22 protein-coding genes, 1 pseudogene and 1 riboswitch are annotated in these 25,626 nt (G+C 49.8%); of the genes and pseudogenes, 13 read left to right on the top strand and 10 right to left on the bottom strand.

Annotated features, from left to right (window positions below; translation table 11 throughout):
• Window positions 1-13: 13 nt before the first annotated feature.
• The 4 genes and pseudogenes from DHL47_RS01945 to DHL47_RS01930 all read right to left on the bottom strand — a co-directional run bounded on the left by DHL47_RS01945 (window position 14) and on the right by DHL47_RS01930 (window position 6,481).
• On the bottom strand, window positions 14-1,795 hold the full coding sequence (locus DHL47_RS01945; protein WP_209550722.1) for a serine hydrolase domain-containing protein: 1,782 nt from the start codon (window positions 1,793-1,795) through the stop codon (window positions 14-16).
• Between the two features lie 179 nt (window positions 1,796-1,974).
• Window positions 1,975-3,756, bottom strand: a complete 1,782-nt coding sequence (locus DHL47_RS01940) for a serine hydrolase domain-containing protein (RefSeq protein ID WP_209550721.1) — start codon at window positions 3,754-3,756, stop codon at window positions 1,975-1,977.
• Window positions 3,757-3,878: 122 nt separating this feature from the next.
• Window positions 3,879-5,645, bottom strand: coding sequence for a serine hydrolase domain-containing protein (locus DHL47_RS01935; protein WP_209550720.1), 1,767 nt, complete (start codon window positions 5,643-5,645; stop codon window positions 3,879-3,881).
• A pseudogene (locus DHL47_RS01930) lies at window positions 5,645-6,481 on the bottom strand (lysostaphin resistance A-like protein). The gene DHL47_RS01935 and the pseudogene DHL47_RS01930 overlap by 1 nt, the downstream one beginning before the upstream one ends.
• A gap of 200 nt (window positions 6,482-6,681) precedes the next feature.
• Between DHL47_RS01930 and DHL47_RS01925 the strand changes: the two are divergent.
• The gene (locus DHL47_RS01925) at window positions 6,682-7,272 is read left to right on the top strand and encodes a TetR/AcrR family transcriptional regulator (RefSeq protein ID WP_209550719.1); all 591 of its coding nucleotides are present in this window, start codon (window positions 6,682-6,684) and stop codon (window positions 7,270-7,272) included.
• A gap of 400 nt (window positions 7,273-7,672) precedes the next feature.
• Here DHL47_RS01925 and gatD read toward each other — a convergent pair whose 3' ends face one another.
• Together gatD and murT are read right to left on the bottom strand one after the other, a co-directional pair.
• The gene (gene gatD / locus DHL47_RS01920; protein WP_209550718.1) at window positions 7,673-8,458 is read right to left on the bottom strand and encodes a lipid II isoglutaminyl synthase subunit GatD; all 786 of its coding nucleotides are present in this window, start codon (window positions 8,456-8,458) and stop codon (window positions 7,673-7,675) included.
• Window positions 8,458-9,801 carry a lipid II isoglutaminyl synthase subunit MurT gene (gene murT, locus DHL47_RS01915; RefSeq protein ID WP_128836870.1) on the bottom strand — a complete coding sequence of 448 codons (1,344 nt, stop codon included), beginning with the start codon at window positions 9,799-9,801 and terminating at the stop codon, window positions 8,458-8,460. The genes gatD and murT overlap by 1 nt, the downstream gene beginning before the upstream one ends.
• A gap of 122 nt (window positions 9,802-9,923) precedes the next feature.
• Between murT and cdaA the strand changes: the two genes are divergently transcribed.
• From cdaA to DHL47_RS01880, 7 genes are all read left to right on the top strand, one after another.
• Window positions 9,924-10,772 (top strand): diadenylate cyclase CdaA, encoded by an 849-nt coding sequence (gene cdaA, locus DHL47_RS01910; RefSeq protein ID WP_128836869.1) that lies wholly within the window; start codon window positions 9,924-9,926, stop codon window positions 10,770-10,772.
• Entirely contained in the window at window positions 10,769-11,533 is a 765-nt protein-coding gene (locus tag DHL47_RS01905) for a CdaR family protein (protein ID WP_128836868.1), read from the top strand. The genes cdaA and DHL47_RS01905 overlap by 4 nt, the downstream gene beginning before the upstream one ends.
• 30 nt (window positions 11,534-11,563) lie before the next feature.
• A complete protein-coding gene (gene glmM / locus DHL47_RS01900; protein ID WP_209550717.1) occupies window positions 11,564-12,916 on the top strand; it encodes a phosphoglucosamine mutase in 1,353 nt (450 codons plus the stop codon).
• A 456-nt stretch (window positions 12,917-13,372) separates the two neighbouring features.
• On the top strand, window positions 13,373-14,896 hold the full coding sequence (locus DHL47_RS01895; RefSeq protein WP_128836866.1) for an Ig-like domain-containing protein: 1,524 nt from the start codon (window positions 13,373-13,375) through the stop codon (window positions 14,894-14,896).
• A gap of 257 nt (window positions 14,897-15,153) precedes the next feature.
• Complete coding sequence (locus DHL47_RS01890; protein ID WP_128836865.1) at window positions 15,154-15,282, top strand: DUF4044 domain-containing protein; 129 nt, start codon at window positions 15,154-15,156, stop codon at window positions 15,280-15,282.
• 51 nt (window positions 15,283-15,333) lie between these two features.
• Window positions 15,334-16,644 carry a GTPase ObgE gene (gene obgE, locus DHL47_RS01885; RefSeq protein WP_209550716.1) on the top strand — a complete coding sequence of 437 codons (1,311 nt, stop codon included), beginning with the start codon at window positions 15,334-15,336 and terminating at the stop codon, window positions 16,642-16,644.
• Between the two features lie 188 nt (window positions 16,645-16,832).
• On the top strand, window positions 16,833-16,994 hold the full coding sequence (locus DHL47_RS01880; RefSeq protein ID WP_209550715.1) for a hypothetical protein: 162 nt from the start codon (window positions 16,833-16,835) through the stop codon (window positions 16,992-16,994).
• 189 nt (window positions 16,995-17,183) lie between these two features.
• Here the strand turns inward: DHL47_RS01880 and DHL47_RS01875 are convergent, their stop codons facing one another.
• A complete protein-coding gene (locus DHL47_RS01875) occupies window positions 17,184-17,750 on the bottom strand; it encodes an ECF transporter S component (RefSeq protein WP_209550714.1) in 567 nt (188 codons plus the stop codon).
• A gap of 4 nt (window positions 17,751-17,754) precedes the next feature.
• Window positions 17,755-18,735, bottom strand: a complete 981-nt coding sequence (locus DHL47_RS01870) for a nucleoside hydrolase (RefSeq protein WP_209550713.1) — start codon at window positions 18,733-18,735, stop codon at window positions 17,755-17,757.
• A 93-nt stretch (window positions 18,736-18,828) separates the two neighbouring features.
• A riboswitch (PreQ1 riboswitch) is annotated at window positions 18,829-18,873 on the bottom strand.
• A 131-nt stretch (window positions 18,874-19,004) separates the two neighbouring features.
• Here DHL47_RS01870 and DHL47_RS01865 point away from each other — a divergent pair.
• Genes DHL47_RS01865 through whiA form a run of 4 tightly spaced genes read left to right on the top strand, consistent with a single transcriptional unit; the run spans window position 19,005 to window position 22,211 of the window.
• Entirely contained in the window at window positions 19,005-19,385 is a 381-nt protein-coding gene (locus tag DHL47_RS01865; RefSeq protein WP_209550712.1) for a RidA family protein, read from the top strand.
• Window positions 19,386-19,438: 53 nt separating this feature from the next.
• A complete protein-coding gene (rapZ, locus tag DHL47_RS01860) occupies window positions 19,439-20,329 on the top strand; it encodes an RNase adapter RapZ (protein WP_209550711.1) in 891 nt (296 codons plus the stop codon).
• Window positions 20,326-21,303 (top strand): YvcK family protein, encoded by a 978-nt coding sequence (locus tag DHL47_RS01855; RefSeq protein WP_128836860.1) that lies wholly within the window; start codon window positions 20,326-20,328, stop codon window positions 21,301-21,303. Before rapZ ends, DHL47_RS01855 begins: the two co-directional genes overlap by 4 nt.
• The gene (whiA, locus tag DHL47_RS01850) at window positions 21,300-22,211 is read left to right on the top strand and encodes a DNA-binding protein WhiA (RefSeq protein ID WP_128836859.1); all 912 of its coding nucleotides are present in this window, start codon (window positions 21,300-21,302) and stop codon (window positions 22,209-22,211) included. The genes DHL47_RS01855 and whiA overlap by 4 nt, the downstream gene beginning before the upstream one ends.
• Before the next feature lie 93 nt (window positions 22,212-22,304).
• Here the strand turns inward: whiA and DHL47_RS01845 are convergent, their stop codons facing one another.
• Together DHL47_RS01845 and DHL47_RS01840 are read right to left on the bottom strand one after the other, a co-directional pair.
• Window positions 22,305-23,273: an NAD(P)/FAD-dependent oxidoreductase gene (locus DHL47_RS01845; protein WP_209550710.1), complete on the bottom strand. Its 969-nt coding sequence runs from the start codon at window positions 23,271-23,273 to the stop codon at window positions 22,305-22,307.
• A gap of 99 nt (window positions 23,274-23,372) precedes the next feature.
• A complete protein-coding gene (locus DHL47_RS01840; RefSeq protein WP_128836857.1) occupies window positions 23,373-24,689 on the bottom strand; it encodes an FAD-containing oxidoreductase in 1,317 nt (438 codons plus the stop codon).
• A 503-nt stretch (window positions 24,690-25,192) separates the two neighbouring features.
• On the opposite strand from DHL47_RS01840, the gene DHL47_RS01835 reads away from it, so the two are divergent.
• Window positions 25,193-25,549: a DUF1304 domain-containing protein gene (locus tag DHL47_RS01835; RefSeq protein ID WP_128836856.1), complete on the top strand. Its 357-nt coding sequence runs from the start codon at window positions 25,193-25,195 to the stop codon at window positions 25,547-25,549.
• Window positions 25,550-25,626: the final 77 nt, after the last annotated feature.

The following is a 25,626-nucleotide window of genomic DNA, read 5'->3' as shown; positions in this document are numbered from 1 at the left end:
AGCTTTTTCATGATTAGACCACCCACCACTGATAGAGGGACCAGTAGAGGATGTTGACCACGATGGCTAGGGCGGATAGGCTGGTCAGGACAGTCAGGACTTTCCCGCTACGGCTGAGCTGGGACTTGGCTTTCGTCAAAAACGGATAGATCGCACAGCCAGCCAGCAACAAGCCCAGTCCGGCAAAGACCATGTAACGCCACTGACTAACTACACTATAGTCCGAAGCATCCATAGCGCTTTGAAGGAGGAGCAGGAAATTACCGGCAAATGCGGTTATGCCTGCAGCTGTCATAATCTGCCAGATTTTCAGGGCGCGCACTTGACCGCTCTTATGCTTATCAAAGACAAGCCGATAAAGTCCCAGCAGGAGACGGACCAGCAGACTGCCCAAGGCATAAAGAACACTGAGACCGGCCAAGGCAGCCAGACCATACTGGGTCCAGATTTCCCAGTCAGGGACTTTCTCCAAATCACTGACCGAGGTAGCGATTCGGGTTTTTCCCTTATATTTATAAAGGGTCCAAAAAGTGCCATCTATTTGTTCAGAGGATGAATCCTTTAGCTCAAATGTAACATTTGGAAGGAGTTGGGTCCAGGTCGCTGGCCCTTGATTGTAATTGCGAAGCACGCGGTAATAACCCGGTTCAAACTCTTTCTTAGTCTCAGCACTGGCCGTCTGCAGCTTGCCAAAGATTAATTCGGGCATTTGGTAATTGTAAATCTGCTCATTAAATTGATTGGTCATAATCACCTGACCGACGCCCTTCTTGAGGTCCAGACGAAGATAGCTGGAAAATCCATTTGTATTACCGCCATGACCCAGAACTGTGACGCCGTATTCATTGGCCCAAAATCCATGGGCATTGCGAACAGTGTCTGTGCCGGGATAGGTCAGGCTAGTAGTGTACAGAGTCGTCCAGGTCTCAGGCCGGTTAAAGAGAGTTCTGCGAGATAGCAGGGTTTGGGCAAATTTCTGCAGGTCATCCAAGGTCCCTGTAGCCCGCCCGGCTGGATAGAGGCCGACTTCGTAGGGGGCATCACCTATGAGTTCCCCTTCACTGGTGTAGCCTTTGTCTTCCTTGCGCTTCTTCTGCACATAGGCATTGTCAGATAGATCAGGCAGGATTGCTGTCCGGTCCATGTCCAGCGGCCGGAAGATGTGCTCATGTACATAGTCTACATAGGTCTGACCGGAAATCCGCTCGACGATATAAGCGGCCAGACTTGTGCCGTAGTTGGAATAAATGGTTGTCGTGCCCGGCTCGAAGGACTGGATAGGCTGATAGTCGCTGAGCAGTTCTTCTAGGTTACTCTTATCGCCTTTTAAGTAAAGTGGTGTATCATCAAAACCGGCCTGATGGTTCATGAGGTCCAGCATGGTGATGGGCTTGTCGTAGCGGAGATTGCGCAGAAAACCCTCCGGCAGATAGGTGCGAACGTCTTCCTCTAGGTCAATTTTTCCTTCTTCCCAGAGCTGCATAACGGAGACCCAGACAGTCAGTTTGGTGACCGAACCCCATTCAAAGACGCTGTCATCATCAGCCTTGACCTTGTTTTCCTTATCCATGTAGCCGAAGTTGCCTCGATAAATGGTACCGTTGGTGTCGAAGATTGCTGTTTCCATTCCGGCAGTCGTTTTTTCATGTTCCTTGACAAAATTCTCGATTTTCTGGCCAATCTGACTGCGGTCTGTGCCCGAAGGCAGCTTCTGATCCTCGGCCAAGGCAGTGACTGGCCGAAACAATCCCAGCGTTAAGATGATTAAAAGTGTGAGAATAAATATTTTTTTCATCAGATTTCCTTTCTATTTTCTTTTTCACTAATCTTTTATAGCAAAAGCAAGGCTTCTACAGCATTTTTCCTACTCAATTATAGTAAAAGTAAGGCTTCTAAAGACCTTTTTGACCTTTCAGACAAGTCTATCGCCCTTTTTTAACCATCAGAGATTTTTCATCAGATTTCCTTTCATCATTAGACCACCCACCACTGATAGAGGGACCAGTAGAGGATGTTGACCACGATGGCTAGGGCGGATAGGCTGGTTAGGATAGTTAGGGCCAGCCGGCCTCTGCTCAGTCGGTTTTTAATCTTAGTTATCAAAGGGTAGACCAGACTAGCAATCAGTAAAATTCCCAGCCCTGCAAAGACCATATAGCGCCAAGGCTGCATGATAGCAGTCTTGCTGACGGCCATAGTGGCAAAGATGAGATAGGAGTTGAAACCTGCGCCAAGAATGGTCAGCGTGGTTAGGTAATTCCAGATTTTTAAATCTGTCGGTGCCTTGGCAGTTTTCTTTCTGACTAGACGGATGAGATCAGCTGCTCCGCTGATGATAAGGTTGATGAAGGCATAGACTAGGCCGATAAAGAAGAGGAGATACATGGTATAGTCCATGTAGGCCTCCATGTCTGTAATCTTGTAGCTATCCCCATAGGCAGCCGTTACCATCTCCTGACCGTCTTTCCTGCTGAGGACAGCATAGTCCTGACTGAGGAGGGAATTGTCCCTACCTTTAGAGGCGTAACTGGTGTATAAAAATCCTCGGGTAATGGACATGGGGCCAGTCGCAAAGTAGCGCGCCCGGCGGTAGAAGCCGGGTTGGAAGGCTTCAAAAGTAGATTTGTCCGTTTTTTTCTTGACTCCAAAAATCAGCTCCGGCATCGTTTCGTTATAGATAAGTTCTTGGGCCTGATTGGTCATAACAGCATAGCCGACTCCGTTTTTCAGGTCCAGCAGGATTTTAGAGGAGAAACCGTCGGTATTGCCTCCATGGCCAACCACACTTGTGCCGTATTCCACAGTCCAGAAGCCGTGCATATTGAGCGGCAGGTCTGTGCCGGGATAGGTGGAGCTGGCGGAGTATAGAGTGTCCCAAGTCTCCGGCCGCTGAAAGAGTTTATCCTGCTTGAGAAGGGCCTGGGCAAATTTCTGAAAATCTTCAAAAGTGCTGGTCGCCTGCCCTACTGGGTATAAGCTGAGGTAAAAGATGGATGGGCCCTGAGCTTGGCCGTTGGCATTGTAGGCCTGACCTTCCTTGCGTTTGTCACGGACATAGGCATTGTCAGATAAGTCTGGCAAGAGGGCAGTCCGGTCCATGCCCAGCGGCTGAAAGATATGCTGGTGGGCATAGTCTGAAAAGCTCTGCTTGCTGATTCGTTCGACGATATAGGCGGCTAAGCCTGTCCCGTAATTAGAATAGGCAGTCTTGCTGCCGGGCTCAAAAATTTGCGCCGGCTGTTTCGTGGCCAGGAGTTCCTCCATACTCTTTTGGTCAGAGTTCATGGCTGCGGATGACTCCTCAAAGCCTGCCTGATGGTTCATCAGGTCCAGCATGGTGATGGGCTTGTCAAAGCGGAGAGTTTTTAGAAAATCCTTGGGCAGATAGGTGCGGATGTCTTCTTCAAGGTCAATCTCACCTTCCTCCCAGAGCTGCATGACTGACACCCAAACGGTTAGTTTAGTGACAGAGCCCCATTCAAAAACGCTGTCGTCATCGGCCTTGACGCCTTTTTCCTTATCAATGTAGCCAAAGTTACCCCGGTAGATAGTGCCGTTTGTATCAAAGACAGACATTTCCATACCGGCGGTCGTTTTTTCATGTTCCTTGACAAAGTCCTGAATCTTCTGGCCAATCTGATTGCGGTCTGTGCCAGACGGTAGCTTTTGTGATTCTTCGGCCAGCGCGGTGCTTGGCTGGAAAAGTCCCAGACTGAGGATAGTCAGAAGCCATAAAAATACTCGTTTTGTTATCATATCGTACTCCTTTTTAAACTATTTCAGATTTAGCTATTGCAGCAGTAAACTAAGAGGGCGAGGATTAGGATGATGAAAATAATTAGAATACTTGATTTTTTCATAGGATGTTCCTTTCATTGTTAGAAGACCCACCACTGATAGAGGGACCAGCAGAGGATGTTAGCGACGATAGCTAGAGCAGACAGACTGGTCAGGACGGTTAGGATTTTCCCGCCTCGGCTGAGCTGGAATTTGCGCAGGAGCGGATAGGCGGAACAGACAGCCAAGACCAGGCCTAGTCCCGCAAAAACCATATAGCGCCAAGGGCTGATGCCGCTGAAATCGTTCTTCAAAACTGCCTGGAAAACCAATAAGAGCTGAAGCGGAACAGCTATGGTAGCTAGAGAAGCCACATAATTCCAAATCTTCCAAGAACGGAGAGCAGCAGTCTTCTGCCTGCCTGAAATGAGACGAATGCCATCTTTCAAAAAGCTGCACAAGAGATTGCCCAGAGCAAAAAGGCTGGCCAAAATTCCCAAGCCTGTAAGGGCATAGTCCGTAAAGAGTGCAAGGTCAGAGACCTTCTCAAAGTCAGAGGAAGACAGAGACAATATCGTCCGTCCGCTGCTGTCATCAAGGGTCCAAAATTCATCTTTGAGTGCATCTGGACTGCTGAACCGATCAAGGAAGGGAGGGACGATTTTCGCAATAGACAGGGGCCCGCTGTTAAAAATCCTGAAAGATCGATAATAGCCGGGCTCAAAATTCTTTTGGGTGGCTGGACTGGCTGTTTTTCGCTGGCCGAAGACCAGTTCTGGCATAGCGAAATTGTAGCGCTCTTCAATGGATTGATTGGTCATGACAATCATGCAGACCTCTGATTCAAGGTCCAGCAAGAGATTGGCAGAAAAGCCGACCGTGTGGCCTCCTTGGCTCAGGACGGAAAGGCCATACTCACTGGTCCAGAAGCCGTGGGCGTTTCGGACCATGTCTGTGCCCGGATAGGTCGAAGTGCCGGTATAGAAGGTCGCCCAAGTCTCCAGCCGCTGGAAAAGTGTTTCCCTTTTGAGAAGCGCCTGAGCAAACTTTTGCAAATCCTCCAGTGTACCGGTCGCTCTGCTGGCTGGATAGAGGCCAAATTCCAAGTTGGTGCTGCCCAAGAGCTGGCCTTGGCTATCATACCCCATGGCTTCCCTGCGTTTGGCCTGCACATAGGCATTGTCAGACAGGTCCGGCAGGATGGCAGTCCGGTCCATGCCTAGCGGCTGGAAGATATGCTCATGGACATAATCTGCGAAGCGCTGGCCAGAAAGCCGCTCCACCATGTAGGCTGCTAGTCCTGTCCCGTAGTTGGAATAAGCTGTGACGGTGCCCGGCTCAAAGGACTGAATGGGCTGGTAGATGGTTAAAATCTCTTTCAGGCTCTTGTCGCCCTTCAGATAATTGGGGCTAGTATCAAAACCTGTCTGATGATTCATGAGGTCCAGCATGGTGATGGCCTTGTCGTAGCGGAGGTTCCGCAGAAAGCCTTCCGGCAGATAGGTTCGGATGTCTTCTTCAAGGTTGATTTTTCCTTCCTCCCAGAGCTGCATGACCGAGACCCAGACGGTCAGCTTGGTAATTGCTCCCCATTCAAAGACGCTGGAGTCATCGGTCTTGATCTTGTTTTCCTTGTCTATGTAGCCGAAGTTGCCCCGGTAAATGGTGCCCCTGGCGTCAAAGACAGCTGTTTCCATGCCGGCCATTGTCTTTTCATGTTCCTTGACAAAGTCCTGGATTTTCTGGCCAATCTGGCTGCGGTCTGTGCCTGAAGGCAGCTTTTGCGGCTCCTCAGCCAGCCCAGTCAGTGGCTGGAAGAGGCCCAGCGTTAGGATGGCGAAAATCGTTAGCAAGATAATTCTTTTCATCAGCTTTCCTTTCTATTTTTCTTGAAAATGTTCTCCTCCTTATCCGTCCAATACCAGAGATAGATACTGTAAAGGGTCAGAATAGCAAGCCCGCCAAGGAAAAAGAAGGGATTGATTTGTGAGAAATTCAGAGTTCCTATAGCTTGAATGATGCCAATAACAGTCACAGCAAGAGTATTGAACAGGGCATGGAAGAAATTGCAGGCCAGAACAGACTGGGTCCTCTTACGAAGTCCGGCGAGCCAGATAGCGAGGATGATAGTGGTGATAATAAAGAGCAGGAAAGGATCCTGGCTTCGATCCTGAAATCGGTCATAAAACCAGAGAGGGATATGCCGGCAAGCCCAGATGATACCAGTCATCAAAGTAGCTAGAGGAAAGGAAAATTTTTTCTCCATAGCTGGCTGCAGAAAGCCCCGCCAGCCAAATTCTTCAATGCCGCCGCCCAGGATAGTAGAGAAGGTAAAATATGATGGGAATGTAACTAAGGCACCGTCCATCAGTCTGCCTCCAGAGGCCAAAACAAAAGTCATTGTCAGACCTCCGCTAAAGATCAGAAAATAGAGCCAGGTCCCCTTCCTGCCTGAGATGATAAAGGAAAGGATAGCCTTGAAGCTTCTCTTTTTTAGAACAATCAGACTGGCCAGCAGCGGTCCGAAAAAACCAAGGATATTCAGTGAGACTTCAAGAATCAGAGAGGCAGCGGGCGGGTTGCCCGGCCAGAGATTTTTGAGAAGAATAGCCAACAGCCAAAAGCCTCAAGTCCAGCCAAAGTTCCAGGCCAGAAAAGGCCAGATGAGTTCTGGTTCAGGTTTAAGAGTTGTTTCTTGTGTCATGAGATTTCCTTTCTATTTGCTCAACTTATAAAATGTAGGACTGATCCCTTTGTTGAAAAATCAGACAGAATAAGCTATACTGATAGCGAATTGTCACTAAGATTATAACCAAGCCCATAGGCAGATTCAAGGCAAAACAGCCTTTTGCCGACAAGAGATACTTTTCGGTGACAAGTGTTTCACATGCAGAGGAGGAAGAGATGGACGGTAAGAAATTCCAGGTGCAGGAGACCAAGGACATGCTGGTGAGGGCCCTGCTGACCCTGCTCCAGAGCCAGGATTTTACAGCTATATCGGTCAAGGATATCATCGAGGTTTCCCAGACTTCCCGCCGGACCTTTTATCGGCACTTCCGCAATAAATCTGATTTGCTGGACTACTATTTCCAGCAGCTGACGGAGGAATACTTTGCCATGGAGCTGGAAATGCTGGAGAAATACGATAATCGTGAAGCGTTTCTGCATCTTTTTCGTTTTTGGTATGGCAAGCGCCAAGAGCTGAGAGGTATTATCAGGAGCAAGCTTTTTTCACCTTTTATTTTTGCCTGGAATGTCCATGGTCCTGCGGTTATCGAAAGGTTTTTCGGTGAGGACCAGATGGATGGAAATTTATTTAGAATTCACTTTTTAATCGGCGGTTTCAGTAATTCCATCTGGAGCTGGCTGCAGCAGGAGGAGCCGGAGCCGCCGGAAGTCATCACAGATTATTTCCTCAGTATTGCCTGCTATTTTATAGGCGATGACAAGGATCAGACAGGCGGGCAGGAGGGACTGTCTGAGGAGAAAAGCTGACGATTTCTGTAAAAGTTCACGAGCACACAAAAAACCTAGACCGGATTGCCAGTCTAGGTTTTGTTGATACTCAAAGAAAATCGAAGAGCAAACTAGGCAGGAGTAGCTAGGACGGCAGGAACCTGCTCGTCTTAGCACGAGAAATCCCAAGGGACTTTCTCTAATTTCCGCACTAACCATCTGTCTTGAAAATTATCGTTTCAAGACAGATGGTATCGGTGCAAGCCGCAGGCTGCTCAAAAATCTCAGTGGAGGTTTTGAGGTTGTGAATAGAGCTTCCGTCAGGAAGTATCAAAAGTACGGATCGTTGACGAAAGCTTCGCTTTCGTCATCTACCACCTCAACAGTCTTCCAGACTGTTGAGGTGACGTAGTTTGAATTCGATTTTCAAAGAGTATCTTTATTCAAAATCAGCCTTGCTCTTAACATCGCCGTATTCTTCTGGGACTTCCTGAGCTAGGATGTCATCATAGGCGGCTAGGCTGATATTTGGCCCGTATTTCTTCTGCAGGGCAGTGGTGACCAGCCGGTAGGCCAGATTGGCATTGCGGGAAAGGATAGGGCCGTGGAAGTAGGAGCCAAAGACATTCTTGTAGTGGACGCCTTCGCTGCCGTCTTCTTGGTTATTGCCCTTGCCGTAGACTACCTTGCCCAGCGGTTTTTCATCGTCAGAGAGGAAGGTGCGGCCTTGATGATTTTCAAAGCCGTAGTAAGTCTCGTTAAATTCTTCATTATGAATCTTGATGTCACCGATATAGCGGTTCTTGGTTTGGTTGAGGGTATAGTGGCCCATGATGCCCAGACCCTCAATCCGCCGTCCGGATGCTTCGATATAGTATTGGCCCAGCAGCTGGAAGCCGCCGCAGATAGCAAGGACGACGCCGTTTTCATTGATAAAACTTTCCAAAGCCTCTTTTTTGGCCGGCAAATCACGGGCTACGATGGTCTGCTCATAGTCCTGACCGCCGCCGAAAAAGACCAGGTCATAAAAGTCCTTGTCGAAGTCATCTTCCAGAGAGACAATGTCTACCTGAACCTTGGCGCCCAGTTTTTCGGCCACATACTTGAGCATGAGAACATTGCCGTTGTCGCCGTAGGTATTCATGAGATTGCCGTAGAGGTGGGCAATCTTGAGCTCATAAGGATAAGTACCATGTTCAGGAGAAGCAAGAGAAGTGTAAACCATTAGTCCATCTCCTTTCTGACGACTTGGCGGGAGGCTAAGAGCTCGCGGAATTCCAGCATGGCGGTATAGGTAGCCAAGATATAAGCGTGCGGTGTTTCCTGACTTTCAATCCCTTTGAAGACAGCTTCTAAGTCCCTGACTTCGCTGATGCGGCTGGCATCATAGCCGGTCACCCGCAGACGGCGGGCAATTTCGGAGTGGCGGACACCGCCGGCTGTGATATGGGGGATGTCCATCTTCAGGATCTGCTCAAAGTCCGCATCCCAGATCCAGCTGGTATCGATGCCGTCGGCGTAGTTGGCATTGAGCAGGACGGAGAGAGTGAAGGGAAAAGGCGCCAGCTTAATCATCTCCAGAGCCTGAGTCGCTCCGACAGGATTTTTAATCAGGACCAGCGTGCACTCTTTGCCGCCGATCGTAAAGGTCTCCTGCCGGCCAAAAACGGCCCGGCTCTTGTCAAAGCCGGCCTTGATAGTCGCAGGCTCGACACCAAAGAACTGGGCGACTGCTACCGCCGTCAGAGCATTGTAGATATTGTAGAGGCCGCCGATATTGATATGGTAGTCTTGGCCGTCAATGACAAAGGCAGAGCTGTTATGCCGCAGCTCTTTGAGGGCGGTCAGCCGGCAGTCCAGCTCCGGCCGCTTAAAGCCGCAGTCCTGACAGATATAGTCTCCCAGATTGGCATAGCTATTGAGCCTATACTTGAGAATATGCTGGCAGTTAGGGCAGAGAATCCCTTCGGTATTATAGTGGGCCAGCTGGGCCGGACCTTTTTCGGTATCAAAGCCATAGTAGCGGACTGGATTTTTCAGGGTGACCGAGTTGAACAGCGGGCTGTCACCATTCATGAGCACCGTCGCCTCCGGTACTTTGGCTGCCGCATCCAGAATCATCTGGTAGGTGGTGTAAATCTCCCCGTAGCGGTCCATCTGGTCGCGGAAGATATTGGTAAAGACAAAGAGACTGGGCTTGATATAGTCGCAGATGCGAGACAGGCTGGCTTCGTCGATTTCCAGGACAGCGATATTCTTGCCGGACTTGTTTTTTTTGGCTGTCAGAAAAGTAGTGGCAATGCCGGAAATCATATTGGCTCCGCTGGGATTGGTCACGACCGGGCCAAAGGCTTCTCTGAGAATGCCGACTGTCAGAGCAGTGGTCAGGGTTTTGCCGTTGGTGCCGGTGACGACCACAATTTCATAATCGCGGGCCAGACTCTGCAGCAGGTTTTTATCAAATTTGAGGGCAATTTTTCCCGGCAGGGTGGAGCCCCGGCCCAATTTGCTGAGGACAAAGTGGGAGGACTTGCCTGCAAGGGCTGCCAAATGGGTATTTATCTTCATAAGAAATATTTTATCATAAAAAAGTAAAGAAGGTTACAGAAAAATATCGTCAAACGTGATATAATGGATTGACAAGTCTTTATGAATATGGATTTTAAAAGAGATAAGCAGGAAGTCTAGGTATGAATTTTCAACAATTAACCAATCTCCAGTATTGGTCCAGTCTGTTTTCTGACCCGCGGAATATTCTTATCAATATTATTGATATTCTCATTGTTACGTGGATATTATACTATCTGACCAAGGCCATTGCCGGAACCAAGATTATGATTCTGGTCCGGGGGGTGCTCTTTTTTATCTTGGCTCAGTTTTTGGCCAATCTAATCGGACTGACTACCATTTCCTGGCTGATCAATCAGGTCATCACTTACGGGGTCATTGCTGCCGTGGTCATCTTCTCGCCTGAAATACGGGCCGGTCTGGAAAAGCTGGGTCGGGCGACGGAAATCTTCTCTGCGGCTCCGGTCAGCAGCGAGGAAAAAATGATCCAGGCCTTTGTCAAGGCTGTGGCCTACATGAGCCCGCGGAAAATCGGTGCCCTGGTAGCTGTTCAGAGGACCCGGACCCTGCAGGAGTATATGGCAACAGGCATCCCGCTGGATGCGGATGTGTCTGGGGAGCTGCTGATCAACATCTTTATCCCCAATACACCGCTGCATGACGGAGCTGTGATTATCAAGGATAATAAAATTGCCGTATCCTGTGCTTACCTGCCCCTGACAGAAAGCACCGCCATTTCCAAGGAGTTTGGGACCCGCCACCGTGCAGCCATCGGCCTGTCAGAAGTTTCCGACGCCTTTACCTTTATCGTTTCCGAGGAGACAGGCGGTATTTCCACCACACACAATGGGATTTTCAAGCATGATCTGAGCTTAGAAGATTTTGAAGCGGAGCTGAAAAAAGTCTTTCTGCCGGAGCAGCAGAAGCCCTCAGGGCTGAAAAATCGCTTGTTGGGAGGGCTGAAGAAATGAAACAAAGTAAAAGAAAAAGAATTCTCTATATTATTTCCTCGCTTTTCTTTGCTGTCGTCCTCTTTGTCTATGCGACCTCCAGCAGCTACCAGAACAGTATCAGTGTGCGCCAGACTACATCAGAAACCTATACCAATACCGTTTCGAATGTACCGATTGACATCAAATACGACAGTGACAATTACTTTATCAGCGGCTTTACCTCCGAAGTCTCTGTCGCTCTGACCGGCTCCAATCGGGTCAGTCTGGCCAGCGAGACGCAGGAAAGCACCCGGAAATTTAAGGTAGTGGCAGACCTGTCCAAGGCGACCGAAGGCACTGTAGAGGCCCAGCTGAAAGTGGAAAATCTGCCCAGCGGTCTGACAGCGACAGTGACACCGCAGAAGATTTCAGTAAAAATCGGCAAAAAAGCCAGCAAGAAAGTAGAAGTCCGCTCCCTGATTGCCGACAGTCAGCTCGCTGAAAATATTTCTGTCAGCGGCGTAACGCTGGAAGATAAGGAAGTAACGGTCACCAGTGATCAGGATACCTTATCCAGAATCGACTATGTCGTAGCGATTCTGCCGGCCAATGTCACGCTGACCGGCAGCTACAGCGGTACGGTGCCGCTGCAGGCTGTTGATGCAAGCGGCAATATCCTGCCGAGTGTAGTGACACCGTTTGAAACAACGATGAAAGTGACAACCAAAACAACGAGCTCTGGCTCATCCGGCTCCGGCAGCAGTTCGGAGGCAAATTCGTCCAGCTCAAAAGATAAATAAGTTTTCAAATTGAAAGGAAAATTAGAAACAATGGGTAAATACTTTGGAACCGATGGTGTTCGAGGAGAAGCAAATGTAGAACTGACGCCGGAATTGGCTTTCAAACTCGGCCGTTTTGGCGGCTATGTTCTGAGCCAGCACGAAAGCGAGGTTCCTCGGGTCTTTGTCGGCCGCGACACCCGTATTTCGGGAGAGATGCTGGAAAGCGCCCTGATTGCAGGACTGCTGTCGGTCGGTATTCATGTCTACAAGCTGGGCGTTATTGCAACGCCGGGAGTGGCCTATCTGGTCAAGTCAGAAAAGGCCAGCGCCGGTGTCATGATTTCAGCCAGCCATAATCCGGCTCTGGACAACGGTATCAAATTCTTCGGCGGTGACGGCTACAAGCTGGATGATGAGTGTGAACTGGAAATTGAAGCGCTGCTGGATGCGGCAGAGGACCATCTGCCCCGTCCCAGTGCAGAAGGTTTGGGCGACTTGGTGGACTATCCGGAAGGTCTGCGCAAGTACCAGCAGTACCTGGTATCAACCGGTCTGGATCTGGAAGGCATGCATGTGGCGCTTGATACAGCAAATGGAGCAGCATCGACCAGTGCCCGGCAAGTCTTTGCGGATCTGGGAGCTCAGCTGACAGTCATCGGTGAAAATCCTGACGGCCTCAACATCAATCTCCATGTCGGCTCAACTCATCCCGAAGCCCTGCAGGAAACGGTCCGCGAATCTGGCGCCGCTATCGGCCTTGCTTTTGACGGTGACAGCGACCGCCTGATTGCCGTAGATGAAACCGGTGAGCTGGTAGACGGCGACAAGATCATGTATATCATCGGCAAGTACCTGTCTGAAAAAGGGGAACTGGCCCAAAATACTATCGTGACAACCGTCATGTCCAATCTTGGCTTCCACAAGGCCTTAGACCGGGAAGGGATTCAAAAGGCTATCACAGCCGTCGGCGATCGCTATGTGGTAGAAGAGATGCGCAAATCAGGCTACAATCTGGGCGGTGAGCAGTCCGGCCATGTCATTATCATGGACTACAATACGACCGGAGACGGCCAGCTGTCAGCGGTGCAGCTGACCAAAATCATGCAGGAAAGCGGCAAGAGCCTGTCTCAGCTGGCTGCTGAGGTCACTATCTACCCGCAAAAACTTGTCAATATCCGCGTGGAAAACAGCATGAAGGACAAGGCTATGGAAGTTCCGGCTATTCAGGCTGTCATTGAAAAGATGGAAGCCGAAATGGCCGGAAACGGCCGAATCCTGGTCCGTCCGAGCGGAACTGAACCGCTTTTGCGGGTCATGGCTGAGGCACCGACTGACGAGGAAGTAAATTATTATGTCGATACCATTGCCAATGTCGTCCGGGCAGAAATCGGGCTGGAATAAATCAGAATCTGCTAGTCATGAAATGGCTGAAACAGCAGAGTTCCTCAAACAGCGAACCGGCATGTTTCGGTAAGAACGATTCACAATAGACAGAAAACGAATGAACGGCAGCTGGAGTTTGTCTCCTGCGCTCATCATTCGTTTTTTTATTTATAGCTTTTTAGTTTGCTTTTAGCAGCGAAACTGTCCGGGGGGACAGTTTCAGCCTATCGCTTAACGTACAGGACGATAGGACAGCGAGCTGCTTAAATAGTCCAGTGGAGTTTTTGAGGCGGTGGCTGGAGCTTTGTGAGCAGCTCACTGCCTTCTTTGATGTCGGCATTCATTGAGCCGGCCGCTTTGTTTATCTGTGCTTTTTTTATCTTTATACAGCTCATTTGAATATTAAAACAATTTAGTATAAAATGTTGCTAAAATGAAATACTCCTGTTATAATAAATGAGAAAGGAGTCCAAAATGAAAGAAAAAAATAATATATTTATCAAGATTTTAATCTTGCTGTCTGCTGTTATTGCAGGACTTGGCTTCACGGCTCAAGCGCAGGCTGCTGAAATCACGGAATATACCCAAAATACCAGCATTACCAAAAACGGGAATCCGTTGACCAGTGATACGACTGTCCTGACCAATGAGGTTTTGGCTGTCACGACCAATTTCACCTTCTCCGATTCTCAGGCTATCAATGAAGGCGACACCCTGTCTTTCACGCTGCCTCAGCAGCTAACCCTGATTACCCCCTTAAACTTTGACGTCTTTGATGTGGTCAATCACAAGGGAGAAGTGGTCGGCAAGGCTCAGGCCAACCCAGCAACGCAGACGATTACAGTCACCTTCAGCGATTACTTTACCCAATATACGGAGCATAAGGAAATCTCTCTAAACTTTAATGTGAGGGTGAACAATGATGCTGTCCATGGAACTGGTCCTGTCTCCTTCAGGTTTGGGCAGACAGACTTTGCCTTCCAATTTCAAAAGGAAGACGGCGCTGCCGGTGACTATGAGATGAAATACGGCTATCAGGATAAAAGCGATCCGAACATTGTCAAATGGCGCATCATCCTCAATGCCAGACAGGATCTCCTTCGCGATATGGTCATTTCTGACAATTTTGGAGACGGCCTGACCTTGGTTCCCGGCACCCTGCGGGCAGTCCGCTATGCTCCGGTGGACGGCGGAATCCGCAATGAAGCCCATCTGCTGACCCTGCCGGTCTTGGACAACTTTACCAATAAAGCGGAGCTGTCCACCAATGACAAGGGCGAAGCAAATGGCTTTACCATTAACTTTGGCACCAACTACAACTGGCCTATGTATATCGAATACTCAACCCGTGTACCGGAAGGCACAGATGTAGGCAGTGTCGTCAACAACAAGCTGACTTGGACAGCTTCCAACTTCCCGGGTGAGCGCTCAATTACACGGTCCGTTCGTTTGGAAGATGGTTCCGGTAAAGGAAGTGCTGAGCAGTCAAAAGATGTTCAGATTCAGGCAAAGAAGGTGCTGATTGGCAAGGACTTGGAGCAAGGTCAATTTAGCTTCGGTCTTTACGATGCAAACGGCAATCTGCTGCAGACGGCCAGCAATGAAGCGGACGGCTCCGTTCAGTTTAAAGCATTGAATTTTGATGCTGCGGGTACTTACAGCTACAGCATCAAAGAAATCCCTGGCAACAGTCCAGACTATATCTATGACGATAAGGAAGCGAAGCTGACTGTAACGGTGACTGATGTCAACGGTGAGTATCTGGGCTCTGTCAGCTATGATGTAGATGCAACCTTTACCAATACCTACAGAGGTTTTGATCCAGGAAATAACCCTGCTGATGGTTCAAAGGCGAATAACACTGTGTCTCCAACAGCCCAGTCTAAAAAAGTTCTGCCTAAAACCGGTGAGCAGAATGCTCTCTGGCTGACAGCAGCAGGTCTGGCTGTTTTGGCAGCCGTGGGAAGTCTTGTCTTGCTGCGTAAGAAAAAAGGCTAAAAAGATAAGGTTTTAAGAGGCAGCTCTTAAAGCCTTTTTTAGAGCTGTTCGGACCCTGCTGGCCATGGCAAGGAATCGTTTCAGAGGCTGTCTGCTCTCATCCTGTCTATTCCTGCTTTCGTGTGGATTTTTATTAGTTGAGCCGAATAGAATGTTCATTAAGAAAGTGCAGTCTGGATTCTGCCTTAGCCTTCCATTTGAAAAATAGCTGCAATCGTGTTAGAATAGACCTAGTAATTTTGAATAGAGGTGCTATTGTGGCTTTTGGAGATAATGGACAACGCAAGAAAACAGGATTTGAAAAACTGACGATGATCGTCGTAATTATCATGCTGATCGTGACAGTCGGAGCAATCTTTGCTTCCGCTCTCAGTGCCATCTTCTAATCCCAAACGCTTTAGGGCGTTTTTTTAGAGTAAAAAGAAGCGAGAAAGAATATGAGTATGTTTTTAGATACAGCCAAGATTCAGGTCAAGGCTGGCAAGGGCGGTGACGGCATGGTGGCTTTCCGCCGGGAGAAGTATGTTCCCAACGGCGGTCCTTGGGGCGGCGACGGCGGCCGTGGCGGCGATGTGATTTTTGTCGTTGATGAAGGGCTGCGTACCCTTATGGACTTCCGCTACAACCGCCACTTTAAGGCACCGTCGGGCGAAAAAGGCATGACAAAAGGGATGCATGGCCGGGGAGCAGAGGACTTGCTGGTCCGCGTACCGCAGGGAACGACTGTCCGCGATGCGGAAACCGGTAAGATTCTGACGGACCTGATAGAGAACGGCCAGCAGTTCATCGTGGCCCATGGCGGCCGCGGCGGCCGCGGCAATATCCGCTTTGCCACTCCTAAAAATCCTGCCCCCGAAATCTCTGAAAATGGAGAGCCGGGACAGGAGCGGGAGCTGCTGCTGGAATTAAAAGTGCTGGCAGATGTCGGACTGGTCGGCTTTCCCTCTGTCGGCAAGTCAACCCTGCTCAGTGTTATCACCTCAGCCAAGCCCAAGATTGGGGCCTACCACTTTACCACTATCGTGCCCAATCTGGGTATGGTCCGCACTCACTCAGGTGAGTCCTTTGCCGTGGCGGATCTGCCGGGGCTGATTGAGGGAGCCAGCCAGGGTGTAGGTCTGGGAACCCAGTTTCTCCGCCATATCGAGCGGACCCGGGTCATTCTCCATGTGGTTGACATGTCTGCCAGCGAGGGCCGGGATCCTTATGAAGATTATTTGGCTATCAATAAAGAGCTGGAATCCTACAATCTCCGCCTCATGGAGCGGCCGCAGATCATCGTGGCCAATAAGATGGATATGCCTGAAAGTGCAGAGAATCTCAGGGAATTCAAAAAGAAACTGGCTGAGAATTATGATGAGTTTGAGGACCTGCCGCCAATCTTTCCAATCTCCAGTCTGACCAAGCAGGGACTTGCGACCCTTTTGGATGCGACAGCAGAATTGCTGGATCGAACACCGGAGTTTCTGCTCTACGATGAGACAGAGATGGAAGAAGAAGCCTACTATGGCTTTGATGAAACTGCGCCGGCCTTTGACATTTCCCGCGATGACGATGCAGCCTGGCTGCTGTCTGGCGATAAGCTAGAAAAGCTCTTTACCATGACCAACTTCGACCGGGATGAAGCGGTTATGAAATTCGCCCGCCAACTGCGGGGGATGGGAGTTGACGAAGCACTCCGCGCCCGCGGTGCCAAGGACGGCGATGTAGTTCGTATCGGCAGTTTTGAGTTTGAGTTTGTAGATTAAGGCTGCAGTCCATCCAGCTTAAGTGATTATAGGCTTTGATTTTCTTTGCGCAGTCGGTGCTGAATGGGCGTCTGTCTCAGCCTCTTGCCAAAAAAAGACCGCTAGGAAGTGTCAAAAGTAGGGCAAGGCGAGCTAACAAAGTCATACAAGATAAACGAAATGACGATATTTTAAAAAGGGGATTGTCCATGGGTGATAAACCAATATCTTTCTGCGATGAAAACGGAAATTTTGTCTCTGCAGCTGATGTCTGGAATGCAGAGAAATTAGAAGAACTCTTCAACAAGCTCAATCCTAAGCGTCAGCTGCGTTTGGAAAGGGAAAAGTTGGAGCAGCAATCAGAAGAATAAAAAAAAAGAGCAGCCCTGAACAAATTGTAAAAATGTTCAGAGCTGCTCCTTTTTCTGATAAATTTGTGGGACTTTTTTGCCAGCTGCTCTGTATTATTTCCCAATTCAGGAGAGTGATACTCAAGGGAAATTATCAGCAAACTAAAAGACTATAAAATGAAAAGGAAGATAAGAGCGGGTAAGCAGTGCTCAGACTCTGCCGGTTTTGGCAGAAAATTGGGGGCTGATTTTTTTCAGCTGAGGCAGGACCAGCAGACTGACTCCGATAACGATGAGGCGGTCGGCATAGTCGGTCAGAGCCTGCACTAGGACGGTGCTGCTGACGAGATCGAGCCCCAAGCCGTGCAAGCCCTGCACTAGAAGGCTGGAGCCGCTGGGGGTGATGCCCTTAAAGACCAGAACGGTAATCAGTGAGGCCAGAATGGTTGCCGGCAGGGAGACAAGGAGGGTTTTCCACAGCAGGCTTAGGCTGGGCCTGGACTGATTCTTGAAAAAAATGGAAACCAAGAGAGCCAGCAATATGGCTACTGGTGAGAAGTAGATGGCTGATATATCAGTCGTAAAGGCGCTGATGAGAGCACTGAGAACAGCGATGCCCACACCGGCCAGAGGCCCCAGGACCAGACTGGCCAAGACGGTTCCAAAGGTATCCAGATAGATGGGCAGTTTGAGCAGCAGGGCCAGCGTGCTGCCGACATAGTTGAGGGCGATGCAGATGGCAGCAAATGAGATGATATAAGGTGAAAATTTTTTCATGTTTCTATCCTAACTGTAGTGTGCGCAGGTCTTGGGCAATCATTTCTTGAGGTGCCTCTAAAATGACAGCCAAAAAATCCTGGAAAAAGAGCTGAGAGCTGACCTCTTGGGCGATAAAAGCGTTGGCCGGGCGGTGGTAAAAATCATAAGCATCCACCACTGTCTGCCCTAGTGCAGGGCCTTCAGTCGCAAGGTCAACAAAAGCATCAAAGCCCTGACAGAGGTCTTCGTGGAGAAAATGAGCGACAGCCAGCGGGTCGTTGATGACACAGCCGATGATATGTTCATACTTCCAGTGGAAATCCCAGTAGAAGCGGGTGATGGTGCGGACAAAGGCAGCGACCTCCGGCTGGATGAAGTGCATATACTCCAGAAGGTTGGGGGTGAGGACAATTTGGCGCGTGACATCCAGACCAATCATTTCAATCTTTCTCCCCAGCTTTTGGTAGACCTCCTGAGCTGCATGCGGATCGCACCAGTAGTTATACTCTGCGACGGGTGAGCAGTTGCCGTGAGATTTGTAGCTGCCTCCCATGCTGACAAAGCGCTCCATATGCTGGCCCAGCAGAGGATTTTTTCTCAGAGCCTGAGCAATATTGGTCAAAGGTCCCAGAGCGATTAGGGAAGTATCCTGCTGCTCCCGGAAATAAGCAGCCAGAAAATCGCTTGCTGTCTCTGGCTGAAGGGTGGCAGCACTGCGGCGCTTAATGCTGCCGTCGCCCAAACCATCCATGCCGTGGGTGTCCTGAGCCGAGACAAAATCGCGGACCAAGGGTCTGTCAGCACCTGCATAGACCGGAATATCCAGCCTGTTCAGTCTTTCCAGGATCTTAAAAGCATTGTCTGCTCCCAGCTCAACTGGAACATTGCCTGCAGTGACCGTCAGGGCAGCCACCTCCAAGCCCGGATGCTGGATAGCATAGAGCAGGGCCAGGCTGTCGTCGATGCCGGGGTCGCAGTCGATGATGATTTTTCTCTTTTTCACTTGCGGTAAACCTTTCTAAACAAAGAAAAAATGGCTTTGTTTCAACAAAACCACAATAAAAAACAAGCGCATGTACACCGCTGCAGCAATCGAAGCGACTTAGTTTTTTATTCTGGGAAGTTCTCGAACCAGTCCAAAACAGTGTTTTGATTTCTATATTGTTCTATCATAAAGAAATTTTGCCCAAAAGTCAATGGGGAGAGGCCTGCCGTAGTCAGCTGCCTGCTTTTATGGTATAATGGGGGAAAACGATGAGGAGAAATGAGATTATGGCAAAAACAATTCACACAGACAAGGCACCTGCAGCAATCGGCCCTTATGTTCAGGGGAAGGTCGTCGGCAATCTTCTCTTTGCCAGCGGTCAGGTGCCCCTATCTCCGGAAACAGGAGAAATCATCGGCAGCACCATTGAGGAGCAGACCAGACAGGTTCTGGCCAATATCCAAGCGATTTTAGAAGCAGCGGGAACTGACTTTGACCATGTTGTCAAAACGACCTGCTTCCTTAGCGATATGAATGACTTTGTTCCTTTCAACGAAGTCTACAAGACCGCTTTCAGCAGCGAGTTTCCTGCTCGCTCAGCAGTGGAAGTAGCCCGTCTGCCGCGCGATGTTAAGGTTGAGATTGAGGTCATTGCCGAAATCGTCTAAATAAAAAATGAGGAGGAAGCCCCTCTTCTTTTTTAAGAAAAGGAGTATGATGTATGTCAGAGAATAAAATTCAACTGGTGATTGTGACAGGGATGAGCGGAGCGGGGAAAACTGTAGCAATCCAGTCCTTTGAAGACTTGGGCTATTTTACCATTGATAATATGCCGCCGACTCTGGTGCCCAAATTTCTGCAGCTGGTGGAGGGGACGACGGACAATGATAAGCTGGCCCTGGTAGTGGATATGCGGAGCCGGTCTTTCTTTCTGGAAATTCAGGGGATTTTGGATGAGCTGGAAGCCAATCAGGAGATTGACTTTAAGATTCTCTTTCTGGATGCGGCTGACAAGGAATTGGTGGCCCGCTATAAGGAGACCCGCCGCAGCCATCCGCTGGCTGCTGACGGCCGGATTTTGGATGGCATTAAATTGGAACGGGAGCTCCTGGCCCCTCTGAAAAACCTCAGCCAAAACGTGGTGGATACCACTGAGCTGACACCGCGGGAGCTGAGAAAGACAATCGCGGACGAATTTGCCCAGCATAATGAGCTGCACAGCTTTCGCATCGAAGTCATGAGCTTTGGCTTTAAGTACGGCCTGCCGCTTGATGCCGATTTGGTCTTTGATGTGCGCTTCCTGCCCAATCCTTACTACAAGCCAGAACTGCGCAATCAGACAGGCCTGGATCAGGATGTCTTTGATTATGTCATGAACCATGCGGAGTCAGAGGAGTTTTACAAGCACCTGCTGGGGCTGATTGAGCCGATTCTGCCGGGTTATCAAAAGGAAGGCAAGTCTGTCCTGACTATTGCGGTTGGCTGTACGGGAGGTCAGCACCGCTCAGTAGCCTTTGCCCAGCGATTGGCGGATGATTTGGCCAAGGCTTGGCCGGTCAATGCCAGCCATCGGGACAAAAACCGCCGAAAGGAAACGGTGAACCGCTCATGAGAAAGCCAAGAATTGCGGTGATCGGCGGGGGAACAGGGATTTCGGTCATTTTGAACAGCCTGCGCAAAAAAGAGGCAGATATTACAGCGATTGTAACGGTAGCAGATGACGGCGGCAGTTCAGGCGAGCTGCGCAAGAACATTCAGCAGCTGACTCCTCCGGGAGATTTGCGCAATGTGCTGGTGGCCCTGTCGGACATGCCCAAGTTTTATGAGAAGGTTTTCCAGTACCGCTTTGCCGATGAAGACGGCGCTCTGGCCGGTCATCCCTTGGGCAATCTCATCATTGCCGGTATTTCAGAGATGCAGGGTTCGACCTACAATGCCATGCAGCTCTTGACCAAGTTTTTCCATACGACTGGGAAAATCTATCCCTCCAGTGACAATCCGCTGACCCTGCATGCGGTCTTTGCAGACGGCAGTCAGGTGGCAGGCGAAAGCCGCATTGCCGACCATGCAGGCATGATCGAGCGGGTCTATGTGACCAATACCTATGATGAAGAAAAGCCGGTTGCCAGCCGCCGGGTGGTTCAGGCGATTTTAGACAGCGATATGGTAGTGCTGGGGCCAGGCTCTCTGTTTACCTCCATTCTGCCCAATCTGATGATTGAAGAAATCGGTCAGGCGCTGCTGGAGACCAAGGCAGAAGTGGCCTATGTCTGCAATATCATGACCCAGCGCGGCGAAACAGAGCATTTCTCAGACAGCGACCATGTGGAGGTGCTGCACCGCCACTTGGGCCGGAAGTTCATTGATACAGTGCTGGTCAATATCGAGAATGTCCCCCACGACTATATGAACAGCAATAAATTTGACGAATACCTGGTGCAGGTAGACCATGATTTTCAAGGGCTTCAGGAGCAGGTTCCGCGGGTTATTTCCTCCAATTTCCTTCGTTTGGAAAATGGCGGAGCTTTTCACGACGGGGAGCTGGTTGTTGATGAGCTGATGCAGATTATACAGGTGCGCAAATGAGCTTTACAGTCAAAGTCAAGGAAGAACTGCTCAGTCTGGTCAGCCGGGACAAGAATGAGCTGGCAGCTATCATCAAAATGTCGGGCAGTCTGGGTCTGACCGGACAAGGCTTGACCCTGTCGCTCACGACAGAAAATGCTAAAATCGCCCGGCATATCTATGAGCTGCTGCTGGCTCTGTATCAGGCCAAGTCAGATATTCGCCACCACCAAAAGACCAACCTGCGCAAGAACCGTGTCTACACTGTTTTTCTGGATCGGGGAGTGGAGGAGATACTGGCTGATCTGCATCTGGCAGATGCCTTTTTCGGTATTGAGGCCGGGATTGATCAGGCTATTTTGTCAGATGATGAAGCCAGCCGGTCCTATCTGCGGGGGGCATTTCTTGCCAATGGCAGTATGCGGGAGCCGGAATCGGGCAAGTACCAGCTGGAAATCCTGTCGGTTTACCTGGACCATGCCGAAGATTTGGCTGCGCTCATGCGTCGTTTTTTGCTGGATGCCAAGACCATTGAGCGCAAAAAAGGGGTGGTGACCTATCTGCAGCGGGCAGAGGATATCATGGATTTTCTCATCGTCATTGGGGCCATGGAGGCCATGAAGGAATTTGAGTCCGTCAAGCTGCTGCGCGAGGCCCGCAATGACCTCAACCGGGCCACTAACGCCGAGACTGCCAACATTGCCCGTACGGTTACGGCCAGCATGAAGACCATCAATAATATCATCAAAATCAATGAAAGCATCGGGATTGAGCAGCTGCCGCTGGACCTGCAGGAAGTGGCCCAGCTGCGGATCAGCCACCCGGATTATTCCATTCAGCAGCTAGCTGACAGCCTGACCAAGCCCCTGACTAAGAGCGGGGTCAACCACCGCCTGCGGAAAATCAATAAAATTGCGGATGAATTATAGTCTTTCAGAGTTCACAGTTCCAAGTTTTGAATCCATCATAAAAGCTGCTGAGTACATGATGCTCAGCAGCTTTATTGTCATTTAGTCCATCTTTTATAAACTGGTCGAATGTTTTGGCTGGACTTTCCGTTCAGGATAGATAGAGTTGATAGCATTGTTGACCGCTGTCGGCGCCTCGCCCAGACCGGTCGCAATCAGATCCACCTTGCCTTCGTAGAAGCAGCAGTCGCCGGCTGCATAGATGCCGGGCAGAGAAGTTTCCTGCTTGCTGTTGACTATAATTTTATGGCGCTGGAGCTCCAGACCCCAGTTTTTCAGATTGCCGACAGAAGACTTAAAACCATAGTTGACAAAGAGCTGATCGACCGGCAGCAGCTGGCTTTCCTCTCCCTTGACCCGGGTGATTTCCAGCTGAGTAATACGGTCGCCCTCGCCGATGAGCCTGCTCGGCACAAAAGGCGTTTTGATAACAGCAGTGGAAGCCTTGAGTTCCTCAACGCTGTGTTCCAAGGCCCTGAAATTGTCCCGCCGATGAATCAGGCTGGTCTTGGCAATCTTCTCAAAAGCCAGCGCCCAGTCAACGGCTGAATCGCCGCCGCCCAGCACGACGACTTCCTGGCCGGCATACTGATGGATGTTGGATACATGATAGTGAAGGTTGCTGTAGTGCTCAGCGCCGTCCAGCTCCAGAGCACGCGGCTTAAAGGCACCGCCGCCCATGGCGATGATGATGGTCTTGCTGAGGTGCTGGGCTTTAGAAGTGGTGATGCGAAATTTCCCCTCTTCCTTGACAATCTCCAGGACCGTCTCATTCAGACAGATGTCTGTCTGGAAGCTGTCCAGCTGCTCTATCAGCCGCTGGGTCAGCTCTTCTCCGGTCAGATTGGGAAAGCCCGGGACATCCAGGATTTTCTTTTCCGGATAGAGAATGGCCGGCTGCCCTCCAAGCTGGGGCAGGGAATCAATCAACTTGACCTTGGCTTGGCGCAGGTGGGCATAAAAAGCGGCAAAGAGCCCCACAGGCCCGCCGCCGACAATGGTAATATCGTACAGTTCAGACATAATCTTCCTCAATCTCTTTAAAATAAACTAGCATTATTGTACCATAAAATGAGTTTAAAATGTAGTCAAAAATAAAAAGCCCCCGCAGGAGCTTTCGGATTAAATAGCAAACAAATCATTGAGATTTTCCGCCAGAGTCGGATGGGTAAAGATCTGCTTGGTGAAATAAGTATAAGGGATCTTGTTGTCCATGGCTACTGTGATGATGTTGATGATTTCCTGAGCGCCTTGGGAGAAGATGGTTGCCCCGATGATTTCCTTGGTCTCCGTATTGACGATGGCTTTGAAGGCTCCGCGCAGGTCGTCATTGACATGGCCGCGCGGCATAGCTGCAACCGGAATTTCTTTCGTCGCAACAGGCAGTCCCTGCTCCTTGGCTTGGGCTTCTGTCAGACCGATTTGTGCCAAAGTCGGACTGATAAACATGCTGGTTGGCACATGCTGGCGATCCGCAAGCGTATAGCTGCCGTCCCCTGCCAGATAGCTGTAGACAATACGGAAGTCGTCCAGAGAAATATAGGTAAACTGCGGCCCGCCGTTGACATCTCCGACAGCAAAGACGCCGGGAACAGAAGTCTGCAGATGCTGGTCTACCTTGACAGCGCCGCGTTCGGTCACTGCAATATCTGTATTTTCCAGCTGCAGAGGCTCGATGTTTGGCTTGCGGCCGGTCGCATAGAGCAGGGCATCAAAGCGGAAAGTTTCCCCTTCTGTCAGGACCAGCACTTCCTCGCCGTCATTTTTCACTTCCTGCGTGTGGATATTCTGCAGGATGTCAATGCCGTCCTCTTCCATATACTGTTTGGCAAGAGCGGCGATAGAGGGTTCTGCCCGCGGGAGAAAGACAGAGCCGGCATCCAGCACGGTGACCTTGCTGCCCAGTTTATTGTAGAGTCCGGCAAATTCCAGACCGATATTGCCGCCGCCCAGAATGCCCAGCCGCTCAGGCAGCCTGTCCAAATTCTGAATACCAGTAGAGTCATAGACGTGTTTGGCTGTCGTCAGGCCCGGGATTGGCAGGATATTAGAAACTGCGCCGGTATTGATGACAATGGTCTCTGCGGTCAGCTGCTCTGTCTCGCTGCCTGCTTGGATTTCAATCACTTTATTAGAGACAAAGTGCGCTTGGGCGTCGATGACTTCAACGCCGGCTCCGCTTACTGCGGCATAGTTTTTAGCATTGAGACGGCTGGTGACAGCATCTTTCTGAGCCAGTACCTGATCGAAAGGCAGGCCTTTTTCAGCAGCGACGAGCAGAGTCTTGGTCGGAATGCAGGCGATATTGATGCAGGTGCCGCCATACATGGCCTTGCTCTGCTCAATCAGCGCTGTTTTCTTGCCTTGGGCTGCCATTTTAGCTGCCAGAGTTTTTCCGGCTTTGCCGAAACCAATGACTATTAAATCGTATGTTAACATGATATACCTCACTTTTCCACTAAGCATTGTATCATATCTGTGTGAGAAATGCTGGTTTTTGCTACGGTATGCAGCTGTTCCTTATGACGGCGTAACTTTTCAAAGTAAGTTCCGCTTTGCTCTCTGAGCTGGTCTTAGCTGAAATGGTTTTTATGGCGGGAGACGTCTCACACTAACTTCCAGCAGAGCGGAATGTGATCCGAAAGGATTTCAGATGAGGAGCCTTTTGTGCTCTTTTTTTCGGAGAACGGCGGAGAAAAAACTGCTTCTGGCAGGCAAAATCAAGAGCAGCGGAACCTAGTTTGAGACGGATTTCCGCTGCTTTTATGCGTTTTTGGCAGCTTAACTTCCGCTAGCGGCAGCGGTGGAACTGACTTTGAAAAATTGCCTTCCTTATGAAAGGACATTTCTGGACGCGGCGTCTATTTTTCAAGCAGATGTTTCGACGAAGAAGCCGAACTATGCTATACTGATTCCATTGTTTATTTTAGGAGGAAGACAGAATGTCTATTTTTACAATGATTTTGGCGACCATGGTTGCCTTGGAATTTTTCTACATCCTGTATTTGGAAACTTTTGCGACCAGCTCAGCCGCTACTTCACGGGTTTTCGGCATGTCCCAGGAGGAGCTGCAGCAACAGTCGCTCAATACTCTTTTTAAGAATCAGGGAGTGTACAATGGTTTAATCGGAATCTTGGTGCTGATTGCGGTCTTTATCCAGCCGAGCTCCGTTTGGCTGGGGATTTTGATGGTCTACATCATTTTGGTGGCAGGCTATGGCGCTGTGACCAGCGATCCCAAAATCTTGCTCAAGCAGGGCGGTCTGGCTATCCTGACCTTGATCAGTCTATTTTTCTAAAAGAGCGGAGGAAAGGTGCTTTCCCGCTTTTTATTTTTGCGGAATCAACTGTCTGGTCTTTTTTGAGAATCGCCTAG

The organism is Streptococcus panodentis, assembly GCF_017884005.1.
Lineage (GTDB): Bacteria > Bacillota > Bacilli > Lactobacillales > Streptococcaceae > Streptococcus > Streptococcus panodentis.
This window is presented reverse-complemented; position numbering and strand designations above follow the sequence as displayed.